This is a genomic window from Pseudooctadecabacter sp. (genome assembly GCF_965657175.1).
Classification (GTDB): Bacteria; Pseudomonadota; Alphaproteobacteria; order Rhodobacterales; family Rhodobacteraceae; genus Octadecabacter.
This window is the reverse complement of record NZ_CBFHNH010000012.1, coordinates 12387-30264: the sequence shown is the minus strand read 5'-3', so window position 1 is coordinate 30264 and position 17878 is coordinate 12387. Positions and strand designations below refer to the sequence as shown.

Genomic DNA, 17878 nt, shown 5'->3' with positions numbered 1-17878 from the left:
GGCTCCTTTAAGAGATGCGAATGCGTGGGGTGAGGAAGACGTAGCCGATGTCTGAGATCAGCTGGGTCACTAGGACCACGAAGACCGACACCACGGAGACGCCCAACAAAAGTTCGATGTCGTTGTTGGAGGCGGCCTGTACCAGCGTCCAGCCGAAGCCTTTGTAGTTGAACAAGGTCTCAACGATCACAACACCGTTCAGCAGCCACGGGAACTGCAACATGATTACAGTGAAGGGCGCGATCAGCGCGTTGCGCAGCGCGTGTTTGAGGACGATGTTGGGAAACGACACCCCCTTAAGGCGGGCGGTGCGGATATATTGCGCGGTCATCACCTCGGTCATCGACGCCCGGGTCATGCGGGCGATATAGCCCATCCCGTAAAGCGCGATCGTGCTCACCGGCAAAAAGAAGTTGTTGAAATTGGCGTCATCCATGGCCGATGTGGCCGTGCCCTTGAAATATTGCAACCCAAAAAGCGGCGTGGCGAAGACGGCGATCAGGATAACACCGGAGACATATTCAGGTGTCGCGGTGGACACAATGGACACGGTCGACAGGCTACGGTCGGTGCGTGATCCTTCGCGCATACCGGCCAGAACGCCGATGATCAGCGCGCCGGGCACCATGACCATCATGACCCAGAACATCAGCTTGCCGGTGAGGCCCAGACGGGTGCTCACAATCGTGCCGACCTCCTCCTTGAAGACAGTGGATTGACCCCATTCGCCCTGCAGGATGCCGCAGAAGGTGGGGGTGTCTTCGGTGGGGGCGCGGCCTGCTTCGCAACGCGCGCGGGTTTCGCCGTCAGTGCCTTCGATAACATAGCCGGGCAGCACGCCGAGCCATTGGCCGTATTTGACGGGCAGGGCCTGCGTATAGCCACGGTTGCCCAGATAGGTTTCAACCTGTTCGTCCGACATCCGGAAGTTGCCTTGGGTTTTGGCAAGCTTTTCAAGGTTCGGATAAAGGTTCGTCAGCCAGAACACGATAAAGGTCAGGCAAAGCGCCGTGAGGATCATCACCCCAAGGCGGCGTAGAATAAACAGTCCCATAAAGACCCCTGTCGGTTGGCTAGATCGCGCGGTTAAGTCCGCACCGGTTGTTTGTCGTTAAAAAGGCCGCCCGGTTCCCCGGACGGCCCTTTGAGTGCTGTCAGCTTACGCTGCGATGCCGATCTTGTAGATCTGTGGCAGGTACGCGATGTGCATATCCCAGCCCACAAAGCCCGGCTTGGCGTGACGGTATACAGTGCGCCAGTAAGGCTGGATCGTCACAGCGTCGTCCGTGAGGACCTGCTGGATCTGTGCCATAACCTCGGAGCGCGCATCGGCGTCCGCGATGGAGTTGGCTTCGTCCAGAAGGGCGTCGAACTCTGGGTTGTTGTACGCAAACTCGTTCCAAGCTTCGCCGGAGCGATAGGCCAGACCCAGAACCTGTGTGCCCAGTGGGCGGTGGTTCCAGTTGGTGGACGAGAAGGAGTAGTCAGTCCAGTCGTTCCAGAACGTGGAGCCTGGGATGATCGTGCGCTTCACGTTCATGCCTGCATCACGCATCTGGGCTGCCACGGCATCCGTGGTGTTCTTGCGCCAGTCATCGTCGATGGAGAAGATTTCGAATTCGAAATCAGCCATGCCGGCCTCTTCAAGCAGTGCCATCGCACCTTCGGGATCGTAATCCACTTTGGCGACGTCAGCCCATTCTGGGTGCATTGGGCCCACGTGCTGGTTGCGCGCAGGAATACCCTGATTTGCATAACCCAGCTCAAGGCAGACAGCGTTGTCGACGGCCATCTGGATGGCGCGGCGGACGCGGACGTCTGCGTAGGGCTTCATGCCGTCAACTTCGGCTTCCTGGTTTGGACGGATCACGATCGTCGCAGCAGATGCCACTTCGGAGCGTTCAAAGCCGATGCCTTCGAAGACTTCGACGAAATCGCCAACAGTCTCATAGGTCATGTCGACTTCGTCAGCGGCCGCAGCAGCCACCCAAGCGGAGGGGTCTGTGCCGTAGTCGATGTATTCGATGCGATCGAGGTAGGCGCCTTTGCCAGCCTCATAGCCCCACCAGTCGTGGCCTTCGTTGCGAACCAGAACGGCCTTCACGCCGACTTCGTTGCTTTCGATCGTGTAAGGACCGGTGCCGACAGGTGTGCGGGCAGGGTCTTCGCGGTCGATGGACGCGTGGTAGATGGCAGCAGGGTAATCGGCCATGCCCGCGATCAGTGTGATGTCGGACTTGGGCAGGTTCAGTGTCACCTGATGGGGCCCTGTGACCTCAATGCTGCCTTCGATGGCCACACCGCTGTCTGCGTCGACAAGGGCGGACATACGACCGGCCATGGAGTTGCCTTCAGCGGCGCTGTCACACCAATCGGTGATCACGCGGGCCACGTCTTCGGCTGTGAAGTCGTCGCCGTTGTTCCACTTGACGCCCTGACGCACGTTCAGTGTGTAGACTGTGGCGTCGTCGTTCACTTCCCAGCTTTCAAGCAGCATAGGCTCAAACGAACCGTCGGAGTTGTACTCAACGAGGTATTCGAGCCAACCGGCTGTCACGAAGGCCATCTGCGTCCAGTCAAAGGCGCGTGGGTCTTTGAGCGCGCGGACTTCCATCTGCATGCGCATGGTGCCGCCCTGCTGGGCGTGGCCTGCGGCGCGGGCAGGCTGGGTCATGCCCATCAAACCGTAAGCGCCGGCAGCGGTCACACCCAGTGCAGTTGTGCGTGTGATAAATTCGCGGCGGCTGAGTTTACCGGCCTCGACGTCTTTCACATAGACGTCAACTGCTGGATGCAGCGGCGCGCCTGTCAGTGTCTTGGTTGTCATGCGTGTTCTCCCTGATACACGTTTTTGTTTTTGTGGTCCCAAGGCCATCCAACCTGCGTCGCCGCATCCGGTGGCCTTTGGTCCGACCCGCATTGGGCAGAGTTTTGATCCCTGCGTCAACGGCTGCAATCGGCAAATTAGGTCACGTTTGCGACGTTCGCATAGTCTGTCCGCGACATGCAACCCGAAAGGTGGCTTTGCTGCGGTGCAGCATCAAGTGCAGGAGAAATGACCCTCAAAGCGCTGTGAGAGGGCCTTTTTTGCGGAATTGCGAGGGCGTGAGGCCGGTTTTTGCCTGAAAGCTGCGGGTGAAATAGGCCGCCGATCCGTAACCCAGTTGGTCGGCCACATGGGCCACCGGCAGGGCGCTGTCGCGCAACATCAGGCGGGCCTCAAACATGATGCGGTCGTTGAGAAGGGTCAGCGCCGGTGCGTTGCTGGTTTCCTTGCAGCAGCGCGTCAGGTGGGTCGGCGTCACACCCAGCATGGCCGCATAATCGGCCACGGTCTTGGCCTCATTGTAGTGACGTTCGATCAGATCGGTATAGGCCGCTACCAGCCGCGCAGAGGCCGTTTCTGTGCGCGCATCAAACGTGTCGTCGTCGCGTTGGTTCATCTGCCGTTCAAAATAGATGGACAAAAGGCCGAGTTGATAGTGGGCCGCGCGGTCAGATCCGGGCAGGGTGGATTTCAGTTCCCGTTCCAGCGCATCAAGGTGGGCTGCCAGTTCCTTTTGGGCCACCACATCACGCAGACGCAAATGCAGCGGTTCTTCGGGCCATTCCGGCGCCATCGCCATGGGGATGGTCAACATCTGGCCGTAAACCGTCGGACCACATTCAAAGCCGTACATGGTTTTGTGCGGCAAAAAGATCAGATTGTTGGCACCAAACCCGCGGGTCAGGCCAGCCACGGTGATCCGCCCCTGACCTTTGGCGACAAAAATAAGACGAGGTGTTTCGTGGGACCGCATGGCCTCGGTGCGCCATTTGCCGTGGGCTGCGTTTTGGGCGATGGCCGTCAGGGCGAGTCGGTTTTGCGGGACTGGAAACATGGGGGCAGCACTTTCACCAAAGGTTCGATTAGTGAAATTTTTGCTGTCCAAACCGAACAAATCAACGCTCTTTACGTGGACAATCTGTTGGTCGCCACATCTGGTAGGGCGATATGCTGCCACCGCTTCATGCGGGACCTTAACCAAGTGCGCTGACGTTTGGCATATTGCCGCGTGGCGATGATCACCGCCTGTTTGAGCGAATCGCCGTCCAAGTCTCCGGCCACATGGGCGATCATGTCAGCCGCACCAATGGCCTTGGACGACGGCGCGGCGGGGTCCCACTGGGGGCGCATCGCGCGTGCCTCATCCAGCGCGCCCATTTCGATCATCAGATCAAACCGCTGCGCGATCCGCGTGTTGAGCCAATCCGGGTCCGGTGACAGGGCCAGCGGCGTGCAGGCCTCAAGCGGCAACAGGGGCGGTGGTGTGGCGTCCTGCCAGTCGCGGATGCTGCGGCCTGTGGTGGTCTGAACTTCCCACGCGCGCTGAACGCGGGCGCGGTTCTGCAGATCAAGACCGGTGGCCGTGTCGCCATCAAGGCCTGCGATAAGATCGGGCAGGGGGATTTTGTCAGCCCTCGCGCGCACATCTGGGGGTGTCGGTGGGATATCGGCCAGCCCTTCGGTGAGGGCGGTAAAGTACAGACCGGTCCCGCCCACGATGATCGGACGCGGCCCGCCTTTTGCATGGGCGTCCAGAAACGGCGTCACATCGCGCAACCAATCGCCCACCGAATAGGGGGCATCATAGGCCAGATGCCCATAAAGGTGGTGGGGCGCCGCTGCGCGGTCGGGCGCGGGGGGCTGTGCGGTCAGAATGGGCCAGCCTTGGTAGCATTGCAGGGCGTCCGCATTGATAACCTCCCCCCCCGTGGTCTGCGCGATCTGCAGCGCCAGCCCCGATTTTCCCGATGCGGTAGGCCCGTAGATCAGGACCGGCCGGTCCGGGTCGATATTGGTGAGGTCAATCATGCTGGTTCCCATTGCGCGTCCCGCCCTTTTCCGACATTTTAACGCGAACGGAAAGCAGCAGCAGGGGGCGCGCATGTCTGCCATCAATTCTGGCACCAATTCTGGCACCGAAAAGGTCGCTTACAACAGGGTGATGCTGAAAATTTCCGGCGAGGCGCTGATGGGGGATCAGGGCTTTGGCCTGCATCCACCGACCGTCGAACGGATCGCCCGCGAGGTGCAGACCGTCCATGACATGGGCGTCGAGATTTGCATGGTCATCGGCGGCGGCAACATCTTTCGCGGGTTGTCCGGCAGTGCCCAAGGGATGGAACGCACCACAGCCGATTATATGGGGATGCTTGCCACAGTCATGAACGCGCTGGCCATGCAGTCCGCACTTGAGGGGCTTGGCATCCACACCCGCGTGATTTCCGCGATCACCATGAACGAAGTGGCCGAACCCTACATTCGTCGCCGCGCCGTGCGTCACCTCGAAAAGAAACGTATTTGCATTTTCGCGGCTGGCACGGGCAACCCCTATTTCACCACGGATACGGCGGCAACGTTGCGGGCCTCTGAAATGGCATGTGAGGCGATTTTCAAGGGCACCAAGGTCGACGGTGTCTATGACAAAGACCCCGCCAAACACGACGACGCCACCCGGTATGAAACGATCACCTATGATGAGGTGCTGGCCCAGCACTTGGGCGTCATGGATGCCTCTGCCATCGCCTTGGCGCGCGAAAACGCCTTGCCGATTGTGGTCTTCAGCCTTGATGACGAAGGCGGGTTCCGCGGTATTCTGGATGGGTCCGGCACATCGACAACCGTCCGCGCGTGATGCGGTGGGCGGTCTTGGCGGGCCTTGTAGCGGCGCAGCCTGCGTGGGCCGATGAGGGGCTGACGGATTTTCTGGGCGGGCAGGGCTGCACCATTGGTGCCGAAAGTTCTGCCGCCGCGCGTGACGCGGGATTCACTTCGGCGCAGATATTGGCACTGGCGGAGGCCGCTTTGGCGTCAGGTAACGCCGCGCGCCACGGCAATTACGTGGTGCTGGACGCAGACATCTGCACCATCGGGCTGCCCCAGATCCCATCGCGCTACACAGTCGACACGCCCGACATTCGCGCGGCTTCCCCCTATATCCGTGAGGTCTATGACCTTGGCGGGACCGAAACCGTGGATGAGGGGTGCTTTCTGGGCGGTGGGTCGGATTTGTTCCGCAGCCTCGAAGGGGGCGATCCGAAAGCAGGGTTTGAAGCCTATATGGCCTTTATCGGGTCGGGCCTGATCGCGGGCGACCTGCGGTTCTACGAAATTTCCCCCCTGAAAACCCCCGCGGGGTTCCAGATCATGACCGGTGAGGCCTGTGCGGCAGTTGCCAACGCCGATGACATCGCGCGCAGTCACGCCTTTATCGACAGTGGCTTCGCCGATTACGTCCGTTTCGTGGGGGCCAATACGCCGTGTGGCGAGAACGTGACGTTTCAGGCGACGCAATATATCGCCCAGATGCAGGGATTTGATTTTGATCGCGATCTGCTGGATCAGCCGCGCATCAACGCGTGGCTTGCCCTTGAGTTCGATTTCATCACCCGCGCGGCCGGTTGGTATGAGGGCATGACAGACACCGACCGCGGCGCGCCGCGCCCGCCGCTGTGTCATGTGCCAAGCTAGGCCGCGCTGCGCGATTGACTGCGCTCGTGCACAACTTCTGCGCGCCACCGCTATACAAACCCATGGTGTTAGCGGTATATGACCTCAAACACGTCAAAAGAGCAGAGAATATGTCAGACGATTTTATCCTAGATACCGATGATTTGCAGCGCCGCATGGATGGCGCGATTGCCAACCTGCGCACGGAATTTGCGTCTTTGCGGACGGGCCGTGCCTCCGCGTCGATGCTGGAACCTGTGATGGTGGATGCCTATGGGTCCATGACGCCGATCAACCAAGTGGGCACCGTCAACGTGCCAGAGCCGCGCATGGTCACCGTCAACGTGTGGGACAAGGGCCTTGTGGGCAAGGTCGAAAAAGCCATCCGCGAAAGCGGGCTGGGCATCAACCCGCAGCTCAATGGGACGATCATCATGTTGCCGATCCCCGAGTTGAACGAAGAACGTCGCCGTGAATTGGGCAAAGTCGCCGGGTCTTACGCCGAAAACGCCCGTGTCAGCATCCGCAACGTGCGCCGCGACGGGATGGACCAGATCAAAAAGGCCAAGAACGACGGCATGTCCGAAGACGACCAAAAGCTGTGGGAGGCCGAGGTGCAGGACATGACAAACGACTACATCAAACGCGTCGACACCCAGCTTGAAACCAAGCAAGAAGAAATCATGCAAGTTTGATCCGCAGCCGCAGGATCAAAAGTCGCGCCCAGTCGTTGGCGCAGGGTAAGAAAAGTGGGGGCCGTATTATGGCCGAGGGAACACCAGGACCAAAACACGTGGCCATCATTATGGATGGCAACGGACGTTGGGCACAAATGCGCGGAAGACCCCGTTTGCTGGGCCATCACGCCGGTGCCAAACGGGTCCGCGAAATCGTTGAGGCCTGCCCGGATCAGGGTGTTAAGTACCTGACAATATTCGCCTTTTCCACCGAGAATTGGAAGCGCACCCAATCCGAAGTCGCAGGCCTGATGAATCTGTTTCGCCGCTATATCCAGCGCGAAGCCCGCGATCTGTTGGCCAACGGCGTGCGGGTGCGGTTTATCGGGGACCGCGTGCGGCTGGATGACAAGCTGGTGTCGTTGATGGACGAATTGGAACTGCTGACCTCGCAAAACGACTCCGTGCATCTGACCGTTGCCATCAACTACGGCGGCCGTGATGAGGTCGCCCGCGCGACCAAACGGCTGGCCCATGATGTGGCCGCCGGAAAGCTTGCGCCCAAGGATGTGGGCGACGAAACCCTGCCGAAATACCTAGATACCCATTTCCTCCCCGATCCTGATCTGGTCATTCGAACCAGCGGTGAGGCGCGGATTTCGAATTTTCTGCTGTGGCAGTCGGCCTATGCGGAATATGAATTCATCGAAACGCTCTGGCCAGATTTCACCCGTGATGTCTTTGCCGATGTGCTGGCAGGGTTTCAGACCCGTGACCGCCGGTTTGGCGCGGTGAAAGTCTAGCATGGCGGGCAATTGGGAAGACCTGAAGGTTCGCCTTGCGTCCGGTGCAGTGATGGCGGCCATTGGTGTGGCCGCGATCGTGGCAGGTGGCGTCTGGTTTCAGATGCTGGCGGTGTTTGTCACAGCCGTGATGGTCTGGGAATGCTGGATCATGATCCGTGGCGCGTCCCCCACATCGGGGATGCTGCTGGCCGCGGCGGTGGCGTCGATCTTGTCTGCGCAGGTCTTTGGCGGCACGCAGAATTACGAATTCCTCGGCCTGTTTCTGGTGGTCCCGATCGTGGGTGCGCTGGTGTTGGACCGCGAACGCATCACGTTTTTCGTCTTCTCATTGGCCATTCAGATCGCGGGCTACGGGCTTGTCCATTTCCGGATTGATTTCGGCTTCACATGGTTGATCTGGCTTGTCAGCATCGTCGTTGTGACGGACATCGCAGGCTATTTTACCGGCAAATCGCTGGGCGGGCCAAAATTCTGGCCAGCTATCAGCCCCAAAAAGACATGGAGCGGCACCATCGGCGGTTGGATCGGTGCGGCGATTGTGGGCTATATCTTTACGTTGTTCACCCGTGCGGGTCTGTCGATCATCCTGTTGTCGGTCGTCATCAGCTTTGCGGGGCAGATGGGCGACATCGCAGAATCGGCGTTGAAACGGCGGCAGGGGGTCAAGGACAGCTCTGCCCTGATCCCCGGTCACGGCGGGTTGTTTGACCGCTTTGATGCGCTGTTGGGAGCGGCATTGTTCATGCTGGCCGTGGCCACATTGTTCAACGTGCCCGGGGTGGCCTTTTGAGGCGGATCAGCGTTTTCGGGGCGACGGGCAGCATCGGGCAGAACACGCTTGATCTGATCCGCCGCGCACCGGATGACTTTGACGTGGTGGCGCTGACAGGGGCGCACAATATCAAACTCTTGGCGCAGGATGCGATGGCGCTTGGGGCGGATATCGCCGTCACGTCTGACCCCGCACGATTGGCTGAACTGCGCGACGCGCTTGCCGGATCGGGGGTTGAAGCCGCCGCTGGGGACAATGCGCTGATCGAGGCCGCCGCACGCCCCGCCGATTGGATCATGTCCGCCATCGTGGGGGCCGCTGGCCTTGCGCCGGGGATGGAGGCGCTAAAGCACGGCACGACGCTGGCGCTGGCCAACAAGGAATCGCTGGTTACTGCCGGTCCGCTCTTGTTGGGGGAGGCCGCGCGCCATGGCGCCACCGTCCTGCCCGTGGACAGCGAACATTCCGCTGTATTCCAAGCCTTGATCGGGGAGGAGATGGAGGCCGTCGAACGTGTCATCATCACCGCCAGCGGCGGTGCCTTCCGCGATCATCCGCTGGACGCGTTGGAGGCCGTCACCGTGGCCGAGGCGTCAAGCCATCCCAACTGGGACATGGGCCAGCGGATCACCATCGACAGCGCATCCATGTTTAACAAAGCGATGGAGCTGATTGAAACGAAAGAATTTTTCGGCGTCAGCCCTGACAAGATCGAGGCGATTATCCACCCCGAAAGCCTGATCCACGCCATGGTTGGCTTTAACGACGGGGCGATCATGGCGCATGTGGGCCCCCACGATATGCGCCATGCCATCGGATTTGCCCTGAACTGGCCCAAACGGCGCTCCCTGCCGGTGGAGAGGCTGGATCTGGCCAAGATCGGCCAGCTCAATTTCCGCGCTCCGGATTCTGCTCGCTATCCCGCCCTCAAAATCGCCCAGACGGTGATGGAAGAAGGGGGCCTGACGGGCGCTGTGTTCAACGCGGCCAAAGAACAGGCGCTGGATGATTTCATCGCCGGACGGTGTGGATTTACTGACATGGCGCGCAAGGTTGACGCCTGCGTTGACGCGATGTTGTCCCGCGAGGGGCTGCAAAATGCCACGATCACCTTAGATAGCGTGCAAGAGGCGGACGCTGCGGCGCGTGCCTTGACTGCTGACATCACCGGAACCGCAAAGGGTTAAGCCTTGGATTTTCTGACAAACCTGATCCCGTCGTTTGGCAATTTCGCCTTTACGCTGGTTTTTTTCGTCATCGCCTTATCGGTGATCGTGGCGATTCATGAATATGGCCACTACATCGTGGGTCGCTGGTCGGGCATCCATGCGGATGTGTTCTCCATCGGCTTTGGTAAGGTGCTGTACAGCCGGACGGACAAACGCGGCACGGTGTGGCAGGTCGCAGCATTGCCCTTTGGGGGCTACGTGAAGTTTAAGGGTGACGCCAACGCGGCCTCTATGCCCGTCGCCGAAGACGGGCAGGTGGCCTATGCGCGCGACACGATGCTGGGCGCACCGCTTTGGGCACGCTCTGCCACTGTGGCGGCGGGGCCTATTTTCAATTTCATCCTGTCGTTCTTCGTATTTGCGGGGGTTTTGTTGTTTCAAGGCCAGCCGCTGACGCCGCTGACCGTGTCCGAAATCCCCGGCTTTCCGGATGAAATCACCCAGGAATTGCAGCCTGGCGACCGTGTTTTGCGGGTCGAAGGTGTGGCGATCAACTATCCTGACGGGTTTGGGGCCGCTGTGGCCGATCTGCCGTCCCAGCCGTCGGTCAGCTATGACATTGAACGGGACGGGGACCGTTTGACGGTGCAAGGACCGCAGCCGCAACCGGCCTTGGTGCAATCCATCACGCCACGTTCTGCCGCCGATGATGCGGGGCTGCGGATCAATGATGTGATCGTTCGGATGAACGACACGCCGATTTACCAGTTCGGCGACATGGTCGATGTGGTTGAAGCCGTGGGTGGGAACCCGATTGAGATTGAGGTTTGGCGCAACGGGGAGACGTTTGTCGACACCCTGACCCCACGTTTGGTCGCACTGCCACAAGAAGACGGGTCCATGCGCGATGAACCAAAGCTGGGCATCGGCAATGGCGGGCTGTTCTTTGAACCGGCCACCACCGATGTGGGCGTTTTTGAAGCCGCGCGTCTGGCGATCCAGCAGGTGTGGTTCATTATTGTACAGTCGCTGAACGGCCTGAAACAGATGATCATCGGCAACATCAACACCTGTAACCTGAGCGGTCCGGTGGGCATTGCCGAAACCTCAGGCTCTATGGCCGCGCAGGGCACGATCAGCTTCATCAGCTTTATCGCGGTGCTGTCTACGGCTGTGGGGCTGTTGAACCTGTTCCCGATCCCGATTTTGGATGGCGGGCACCTTGTTTTTCATGCCTATGAGGCCGTGACCGGCAAGATGCCCAGCGACAACGCCTTGCGCATCTTTATGGCGATGGGGTTGGCGATTATCGGGACCTTGATGCTGTTTGCCATTGGCAATGACCTGCTGTTTTGCCCTTAAGGTTTCATGAGCCTGCCCAGAAGCTGCCACATTTGGCTGTCATTTTGTCCTCAACAACTTAACCCGAGGACGGAACGATGCAGACAATTGCCGCAGGATATCAAGGTGTAAGCCTTCTGGTGAACCTCAACTGGGATCGTCTGCTGTATCTGGCCACGATTGGCGTTGCCCTGGGGCCTGGGTGCCTATATCGGGTCGGTCCAAATCAACTGATCAAATTCCCCCATAGGCGATAATCGGCGCGTCCCTCAGTTAGATCTGGCGGGCGCGTTGTTGCTTTTGACAACCCCTCACGGCACCGTTAGACCAGTGGTACTTGGGATGTCGAAACGAGCATAAAAATGAATAGAATTGCGCAGGCTGCGATCTGGGGTGCAACACGAGTACGGGTTGGGACCTTGGTCGCCTTCATGGGTGCGGCGTCAGTGATGACGGGGGCTTCGCCAGCGGCGGCGCAGAATTTCAGCTTTTCGAATGTGGTGGTTGAAGGCAACCAGCGGATCGAAACTGCGACCATCCTGACCTATCTGGGCTTTGGCCGCGGTGAGGCCGTCAGCGCAGGGCAGGTCAACGATGCGGCCCAAGCGATCCGCGCCACGGGTCTGTTCGAAAGCGTGGATGTCCGTCCGCAGGGGGGGACACTGGTGATTGAGGTCGTGGAATTCCCGACGATCAATCGCATCAGTTTTGAAGGCAATGCGCGGGTGCGCGATGCCGAACTGGCCGCCGTCGTGCGCAGCGAACCGCGCCGTGTTTACAGCCCCACCCAAGCTGAGGCGGACACCGCCGCCATTACGCAAGTCTACGCCGATCAGGGGCGCGTCAATGCGACAGTAGCGCCACGGATCATCCAGCGGTCCGACAACCGCGTCGATCTGATTTTTGAGGTTTTTGAGGGTGGCCTGACCGAAGTCGAACGCATCAGCTTTGTGGGCAACCGTGCCTACGGCGAAGGCCGGTTGCGTCGTGTTCTGGAAACCAAGCAGGCGGGCCTTTTGCGCGCGATCATCGGTCGCGACACCTTTATCGCCGACCGTGTGGCGTTCGATCAGCAGGTGCTGACCGACTTCTACCAATCCCGTGGCTATGTGGATTTTCAGGTTCAGAACGTCGATGTGGCGCTGACCCGTGAACGGGATGCTTACTTGATCACCTTCAACGTCCAAGAAGGTCAGCAGTTCGACTTTGGCAACCTGTCTGTCACGTCCGAGGTCGTAGGCGCTGATCCAGCGATTTTTGAGGATGCGCTGCGTTTGCGCACCGGTGTCACCTATTCGCCGGCCTTGATCGAACAGGACATTGCGCGCCTTGAACGCCTGGCTTTGCGCCAAGGGCTTAACTTTGTGCGTGTCGACCCGCGCGTGACCCGCAATGACCGGACGCTGACGCTGGACGTGGAATTCGCGCTGGTGAACGGGCCTCGCATTTTCGTGGAACGGATCGACATCGAAGGCAACAACACGACCTTGGACCGCGTGATCCGGTCGCGCTTTGACGTGGTTGAGGGCGACCCCTTTAATCCCCGTCAAATCCGTGAAAGCGCCGAACGCATCCGCGCCTTGGGTTATTTTGCCAACGCCAATGTGGATGCACGCGAAGGGTCCAGCCCCGATCAGGTTGTGATTGATGTGGATGTGGCCGAAGGGCCCACGGGATCGTTGTCTTTTGGCGGTAACTTTTCAACAGATAACGGCTTTACCCTGCTGGCGCGCTTTAATCAGCGTAACTTCTTGGGTCGTGGACAATCGCTCAGCTTCAACATTCAGGCCGGTGCCGAAAGCCGCGATATTGGCTTTGCCTTCACCGAACCGCGCCTGTTGGGCCGCGATCTGAGCTTTGGCCTTGATGCGAGCTATAAGACAACTGACAACCAGAACGCCCAGTTTGATACGGAAACCGGCCAGTTCCGCCCGCGGATCGGCTTCCCCGTGTCCGAAAACGGCCGTCTGACGTTGTTTTATTCCTACGATTACACCGATATTAAGGACGTCGATCCGGACCCGACTGTCGTATCGCCCTTTATTCAGGCGGACGAAGGTGCCGTTGGCACCAACGCCTTGGGCTATTCCTACAGCTTTGACACACGCCGCACGGGGCTGAATCCCAACGCAGGTGTCCTGTTCCGCTTTGGTCAGGAATTCGGGATCGGGGACGCGACCTACATCGAAACCACGGCTGAGCTGACAGCGCAAACACGCGTCCTCAACGAGGAGGTCGTTTTGCGTGCCACTCTCGAAGGCGGGTATCTGTCCTATCAAGATGGCAACAGCCGCATCACGGATCGGTATTTCCTTGGCTCCAGCACCATGCGCGGGTTTGAACCTTCGGGCATCGGTCCACGGGACATCAACACCGGCGACGCCTTGGGCGGCAACGCCTTTGCGGTCGCACGGCTTGAGGCTGAATTCCCGCTGGGTCTGCCAGAGGAATACGGGATTTCGGGGGGGGTGTTCCTCGATTATGGATCCGTTTGGGAAACCGGCATCGACAGCACGGACATCGAATACAACGACTTCACCCCGCGCGCGATTGCTGGTGTGTCGATCTTCTGGGATACGCCCATCGGGCCTTTGCGTTTCAACTGGACAGAACCGTTGGACGTGCAGCCGAATGACAACACCAAGCAGTTTGACGTGACGATCTCGACAGACTTCTGATGCGTCTTTTGCGGGCATTGGCACTGGGGATCGGCCTGATGGCCGATCCCGCCGTCGCGCAAGAGGTCACCCCGCCTGCGGGCGTATCTGTCGACATGCAATCTGCGATCCTTGTTGTGGATTTTGACCGGCTCTTTAACGGATCCCTGTTTGGCCAACGGGTGGTGCAGGATTACCGGACCGCGAGCGAGGATCTGGCTGCCGAACAGCGCCGCCTTGCCGAAGCCCTGCGTGCAGAAGAACTCGAACTTGCGGCACAGCGGCCCACCATGGACATCGATGTCTTTCGCCAAGAGGCCGAGGCCTTTGACGAAAAGGCGCGCGGCATCCGGCGCGCCCAAGACGCCAAGGTCGAAGCGCTTGAAGGGGAACTGGCTCAGGGCCGCACACAGTTTCTTGAGGCCAGCCGCCCTGTTCTCGAAGCCCTTTTGATTGAAAACGGCGCAACCGTGCTGATGGAACGGCGCTCTGCGTTGTTGTGGCTGCCCGATACGGACATCACCGATGCCGCGATTGCACGGATCAACGCCACCTTGGGCGACGGGACGGCGGGGGACACACGTGATCCCTAAGGCTTGCCCCACCATCGCGGGCTTGCTAGGCCCTCACAGCAACATCACAGGGACGCCCCTTCGGGCGGTCCACCCGAACGGAGCCTTCTATGTCTGACGTCATCACCACCGCCGATATCCAATTGATCCAGCGGATCATTCCCCACCGCTATCCGTTCCTGCTGGTGGACAAAGTGATCGACATTGACGGCACGTCGTCGGCCACGGGCATCAAGAACGTCACCATGAATGAGCCGCATTTTCAGGGCCATTTCCCCGGCACGCCGATCATGCCCGGTGTGACCATCATCGAGGCCATGGCCCAGACCGCTGCCGTCATGGTTGGGGCCACCATGGGGCTGATGGACAAGAACATGCTCATTTATTTCATGGGGCTGGACGGCTGCAAATTCCGTCGCAAGGTCGTGCCCGGTGACGTTCTGGAAATGAAGGTCGAAACCGTGCGCGGCAAGCCCGGCGGCAAGGTCTGGAAGTTCAAAGGCGTCGCCACCGTCGAAGGCGACATGGCCGCGGAGGGTGAATTCACCGCCATGATGGATTTGCAGGGCTAGATTATGGGCATTCACCCCTCCGCCATCATCGAGGACGGCGCCACGTTGGGGGCAGATGTCACCGTGGGCCCGTTTTGTGTCGTCGGATCGCAGGTGACCTTGGGCGACAGGGTGGAGCTGAAATCCCATGTGGTGGTGACCGGGAACACCAGCTTGGGCGAAGAGACTGTCGTCTATCCGTTTTGTGTCTTGGGCGAAGTGCCCCAAGACGTGAAATTCAAGGGGGAGGCCGCACGGCTTGAAATCGGTGCGCGCAACCGCATCCGCGAACACGTGACCATGAACACCGGCACCGAAGGCGGCGGCGGCGTGACCCGTGTGGGCGACGATGGCTTCTTTCTGGCCGGCTGCCACGTGGCCCATGACGCGCAGGTCGGCAACGGGGTGATCATCGTCAATCAATCCGCCGTCGCAGGCCACTGCATCATCGAAGACGACGTAATCATCGGCGGGTTGTGCGGCATCCACCAATTTGTCCGCATCGGGCGCGGGGCCATCATCGGTGCGCTCAGCATGGTGACAAATGATGTCGTGCCCTATGGCTTGGTGCAGGGACCACGGGGCGAATTGGACGGCCTGAACCTTGTGGGTCTAAAGCGGCGCGGCGTGGCGCGGGCCGATATCACGGCGCTGCGCGTGGCGTTCCAGACGCTCAAGGACGGGGAGGGGTCGTTCATGGAACGCGCCCGACGTTTGGGCGAAGAAACCGACAGCGCGTACGTCAGCCAAATGGTCGATTTCATCCTTGGCGACAGCGACCGACAGTTCCTGACACCGCGATGACGATCGCCTTGATCGCAGGCACCGGTGGGGTGCCGCCTGTTGTTACCCGCGCCTTGATGGACCAAGGCCGCGTCCCCGTGATCTGCGAAATGATGGGCTTCCCGAGCGAGGTTGAGGGCGATTTTCTGCGCGTGCCCTTCCGGCTCGAAACCCTCGGGACGTTGCTGGACCGCTTGACGGCCCTCAATGTGGCTGAGGTCTGCATGGTCGGCGCGGTCAGCCGTCCGGTCGTTGATCCAACGGCTATTGATGCGGCCACGGCCCCCCTTGTGCCGCACCTGATGGAGGCCATGGCCAAGGGCGATGACGGCACCTTGCGTGCCATCATTGATCTGTTCGAAAGCCGCGGATTTCGCGTGCTCGGCGCCCATCAGATCGCACCCGCCCTGGTGCCCCCTGCGGGGGTTCTGACCACGGCCACACCGCCGGATTTGACAATCGACATGGCTATTGCCACCACGGCCCTCGCTGAAATGGGCCGTGCTGATTTGGGGCAGGCGATGATTGTTAACAACGGTCAAGTCATCGCCCGCGAAGACGCACGTGGCACGGATGCGATGCTGGCCGATTTTTGCCCGAAACCGGCGCAGGCATCGGCTGCGGCCTCTGACCCGTTGTCTTTTCTGATCGGTGGCGCGTCTGACTTGATAGGTGGGGCGGCGGACTGGCTGTCGAACCATCAAGGGGACGACACAGACACGCCCGCCACGGGTGGATTTGTCTTCAAAGGCCCCAAACCCGGCCAGTCCCTTGTCGCGGATATGCCGACGATCGGCCCCGCCACCGCCGAGCGCGCAGCGCAGGCCGGATTGGCGGGCATTGTCGTCAAAGAGGGAGGCGTCATGATCCTCGACCAGCCGCGCGTGATTGAGGTTTTGAACCGGAACGGCATGTTCCTATGGGTCGCCCCATGAAGGTCTTTGTCATCGCGGGGGAGCCTTCGGGCGACAAGCTCGGCGCGGCCTTGATGGAGGGTCTGCGCTATGAGGTTCCGTCGGTCACCTTTGACGGGATCGGCGGGGCGTTGATGCAAGGGCAGGGGTTGGACAGCCTTTTCGCGATGGAAGAACTGTCGCTTATGGGGATCGCGGAAATCCTGCCCAAATACCGCCGCCTCAAACGTCGCATCCGCCAAACCGCTGAGGCCGTGATCACCGCACAGCCCGATGTGCTGATCACCATCGACAGCCCCGATTTCTGTCTGCGTGTGGCGCGGTTGGTCAAGGCAGGGTCCGACATCCGCACGGTTCATTATGTGGCGCCGACCGTCTGGGCATGGCGTGCGGGACGGGCTGCGAAAATGGCAGAGGTCATCGACCATGTCTTGGCGCTGTTCCCGTTTGAACCGCCCCTGATGCAAGCCGCAGGCATGGCCTGCGATTTTGTGGGCCATCCAGTCGCCACCGAACCGCCTGTGACGCCAGAAGAGGCCCGCGCCTTAGGGCTCGACGGGCCCGTCATGGTCGTCTTGCCCGGGTCGCGCCGGTCCGAGGTCGAGCGCCTGTCTGACAGTTTCGTCAAAGCCATCCAAACCGCCAATCTGCCACATCAGATTGTCATCCCGACACTGCCCCATCTGGCCCCTCGCGTGCGCGAGGTGTTCGCACCTTTGCACCCTGTGTTGATCGGGCTGGAAGAGGACGCCAAAGCCGCCGCCCGGCAACGCCTTGTGGCCATGGCGCGGGCTGATCTGGCGCTGGCGGCGTCAGGGACCGTATCGCTGGAACTGGCCGCCGCACGCACGCCCATGGTCATCGCCTACGACATGAACTGGATCAGCCGACAGATCATCAGCCGGATGTTGTTGACGGACACCGTGACGCTGGTCAATCTGGTCAGCGAAACGCGGATCGTGCCGGAATTCATTGGCAAAGACTGCCAGCCGTCCCTGATTGCCGAGGCCCTTCGCGATGTCGCTGCTGCCCCGCAGGCACAGCTGTCCGCGCTTGATCTGACAATGACGCGCCTTGGGCAGGGCGGTGATGCGCCCGGCCTGCGCGCCGCCCGTGCCGTTTTAGCGCGACTGCCCTGAAAGG

At 60.2% G+C, this 17878-nt stretch carries 17 protein-coding genes; 13 read left to right on the top strand and 4 right to left on the bottom strand.

Going from position 1 to position 17878, the window contains the following annotated elements; all coding sequences use genetic code 11:
- Positions 1–7: 7 nt before the first annotated feature.
- The 4 genes from ACTG36_RS11100 to miaA form a co-directional block, all read right to left on the bottom strand.
- Complete coding sequence (locus tag ACTG36_RS11100; protein WP_439142350.1) at positions 8–1054, bottom strand: ABC transporter permease; 1047 nt, start codon at positions 1052–1054, stop codon at positions 8–10.
- 105 nt (positions 1055–1159) lie between these two features.
- Positions 1160–2827: an ABC transporter substrate-binding protein gene (locus ACTG36_RS11095; protein ID WP_375281768.1), complete on the bottom strand. Its 1668-nt coding sequence runs from the start codon at positions 2825–2827 to the stop codon at positions 1160–1162.
- A 235-nt stretch (positions 2828–3062) separates the two neighbouring features.
- Positions 3063–3881, bottom strand: a complete 819-nt coding sequence (locus tag ACTG36_RS11090) for a helix-turn-helix transcriptional regulator (RefSeq protein WP_375281767.1) — start codon at positions 3879–3881, stop codon at positions 3063–3065.
- A 71-nt stretch (positions 3882–3952) separates the two neighbouring features.
- Positions 3953–4855: a tRNA (adenosine(37)-N6)-dimethylallyltransferase MiaA gene (miaA, locus tag ACTG36_RS11085; RefSeq protein WP_375281766.1), complete on the bottom strand. Its 903-nt coding sequence runs from the start codon at positions 4853–4855 to the stop codon at positions 3953–3955.
- A gap of 73 nt (positions 4856–4928) precedes the next feature.
- On the opposite strand from miaA, the gene pyrH reads away from it, so the two are divergent.
- The 13 genes from pyrH (at position 4929) to lpxB (ending at position 17874) form a co-directional block, all read left to right on the top strand.
- Positions 4929–5678, top strand: coding sequence for a UMP kinase (pyrH, locus tag ACTG36_RS11080; protein WP_375281765.1), 750 nt, complete (start codon positions 4929–4931; stop codon positions 5676–5678).
- Positions 5678–6514, top strand: coding sequence for a hypothetical protein (locus ACTG36_RS11075; RefSeq protein ID WP_375281764.1), 837 nt, complete (start codon positions 5678–5680; stop codon positions 6512–6514). The genes pyrH and ACTG36_RS11075 overlap by 1 nt, the downstream gene beginning before the upstream one ends.
- A gap of 110 nt (positions 6515–6624) precedes the next feature.
- The gene (frr, locus tag ACTG36_RS11070) at positions 6625–7188 is read left to right on the top strand and encodes a ribosome recycling factor (protein ID WP_375281763.1); all 564 of its coding nucleotides are present in this window, start codon (positions 6625–6627) and stop codon (positions 7186–7188) included.
- Between the two features lie 68 nt (positions 7189–7256).
- On the top strand, positions 7257–7973 hold the full coding sequence (gene uppS, locus ACTG36_RS11065) for a polyprenyl diphosphate synthase (protein WP_439142346.1): 717 nt from the start codon (positions 7257–7259) through the stop codon (positions 7971–7973).
- 1 nt (position 7974) lies between these two features.
- Positions 7975–8766, top strand: coding sequence for a phosphatidate cytidylyltransferase (locus ACTG36_RS11060; RefSeq protein ID WP_375281761.1), 792 nt, complete (start codon positions 7975–7977; stop codon positions 8764–8766).
- Positions 8763–9935: a 1-deoxy-D-xylulose-5-phosphate reductoisomerase gene (dxr, locus tag ACTG36_RS11055; protein WP_375281760.1), complete on the top strand. Its 1173-nt coding sequence runs from the start codon at positions 8763–8765 to the stop codon at positions 9933–9935. The genes ACTG36_RS11060 and dxr overlap by 4 nt, the downstream gene beginning before the upstream one ends.
- Before the next feature lie 3 nt (positions 9936–9938).
- Positions 9939–11279, top strand: coding sequence for an RIP metalloprotease RseP (gene rseP / locus ACTG36_RS11050; RefSeq protein ID WP_375281759.1), 1341 nt, complete (start codon positions 9939–9941; stop codon positions 11277–11279).
- A 341-nt stretch (positions 11280–11620) separates the two neighbouring features.
- Positions 11621–13936, top strand: a complete 2316-nt coding sequence (gene bamA / locus ACTG36_RS11045; protein ID WP_375281758.1) for an outer membrane protein assembly factor BamA — start codon at positions 11621–11623, stop codon at positions 13934–13936.
- Complete coding sequence (locus ACTG36_RS11040) at positions 13936–14508, top strand: OmpH family outer membrane protein (protein WP_375281757.1); 573 nt, start codon at positions 13936–13938, stop codon at positions 14506–14508. Before bamA ends, ACTG36_RS11040 begins: the two co-directional genes overlap by 1 nt.
- Before the next feature lie 89 nt (positions 14509–14597).
- Positions 14598–15059 carry a 3-hydroxyacyl-ACP dehydratase FabZ gene (gene fabZ / locus ACTG36_RS11035; protein WP_375281756.1) on the top strand — a complete coding sequence of 154 codons (462 nt, stop codon included), beginning with the start codon at positions 14598–14600 and terminating at the stop codon, positions 15057–15059.
- Positions 15060–15842 (top strand): acyl-ACP--UDP-N-acetylglucosamine O-acyltransferase, encoded by a 783-nt coding sequence (gene lpxA / locus ACTG36_RS11030; protein WP_439142395.1) that lies wholly within the window; start codon positions 15060–15062, stop codon positions 15840–15842.
- On the top strand, positions 15839–16756 hold the full coding sequence (locus tag ACTG36_RS11025; protein ID WP_375281755.1) for an LpxI family protein: 918 nt from the start codon (positions 15839–15841) through the stop codon (positions 16754–16756). Before lpxA ends, ACTG36_RS11025 begins: the two co-directional genes overlap by 4 nt.
- Positions 16753–17874: a lipid-A-disaccharide synthase gene (gene lpxB / locus ACTG36_RS11020; protein ID WP_375281754.1), complete on the top strand. Its 1122-nt coding sequence runs from the start codon at positions 16753–16755 to the stop codon at positions 17872–17874. The genes ACTG36_RS11025 and lpxB overlap by 4 nt, the downstream gene beginning before the upstream one ends.
- The last annotated feature ends 4 nt before the right edge of the window (positions 17875–17878 follow it).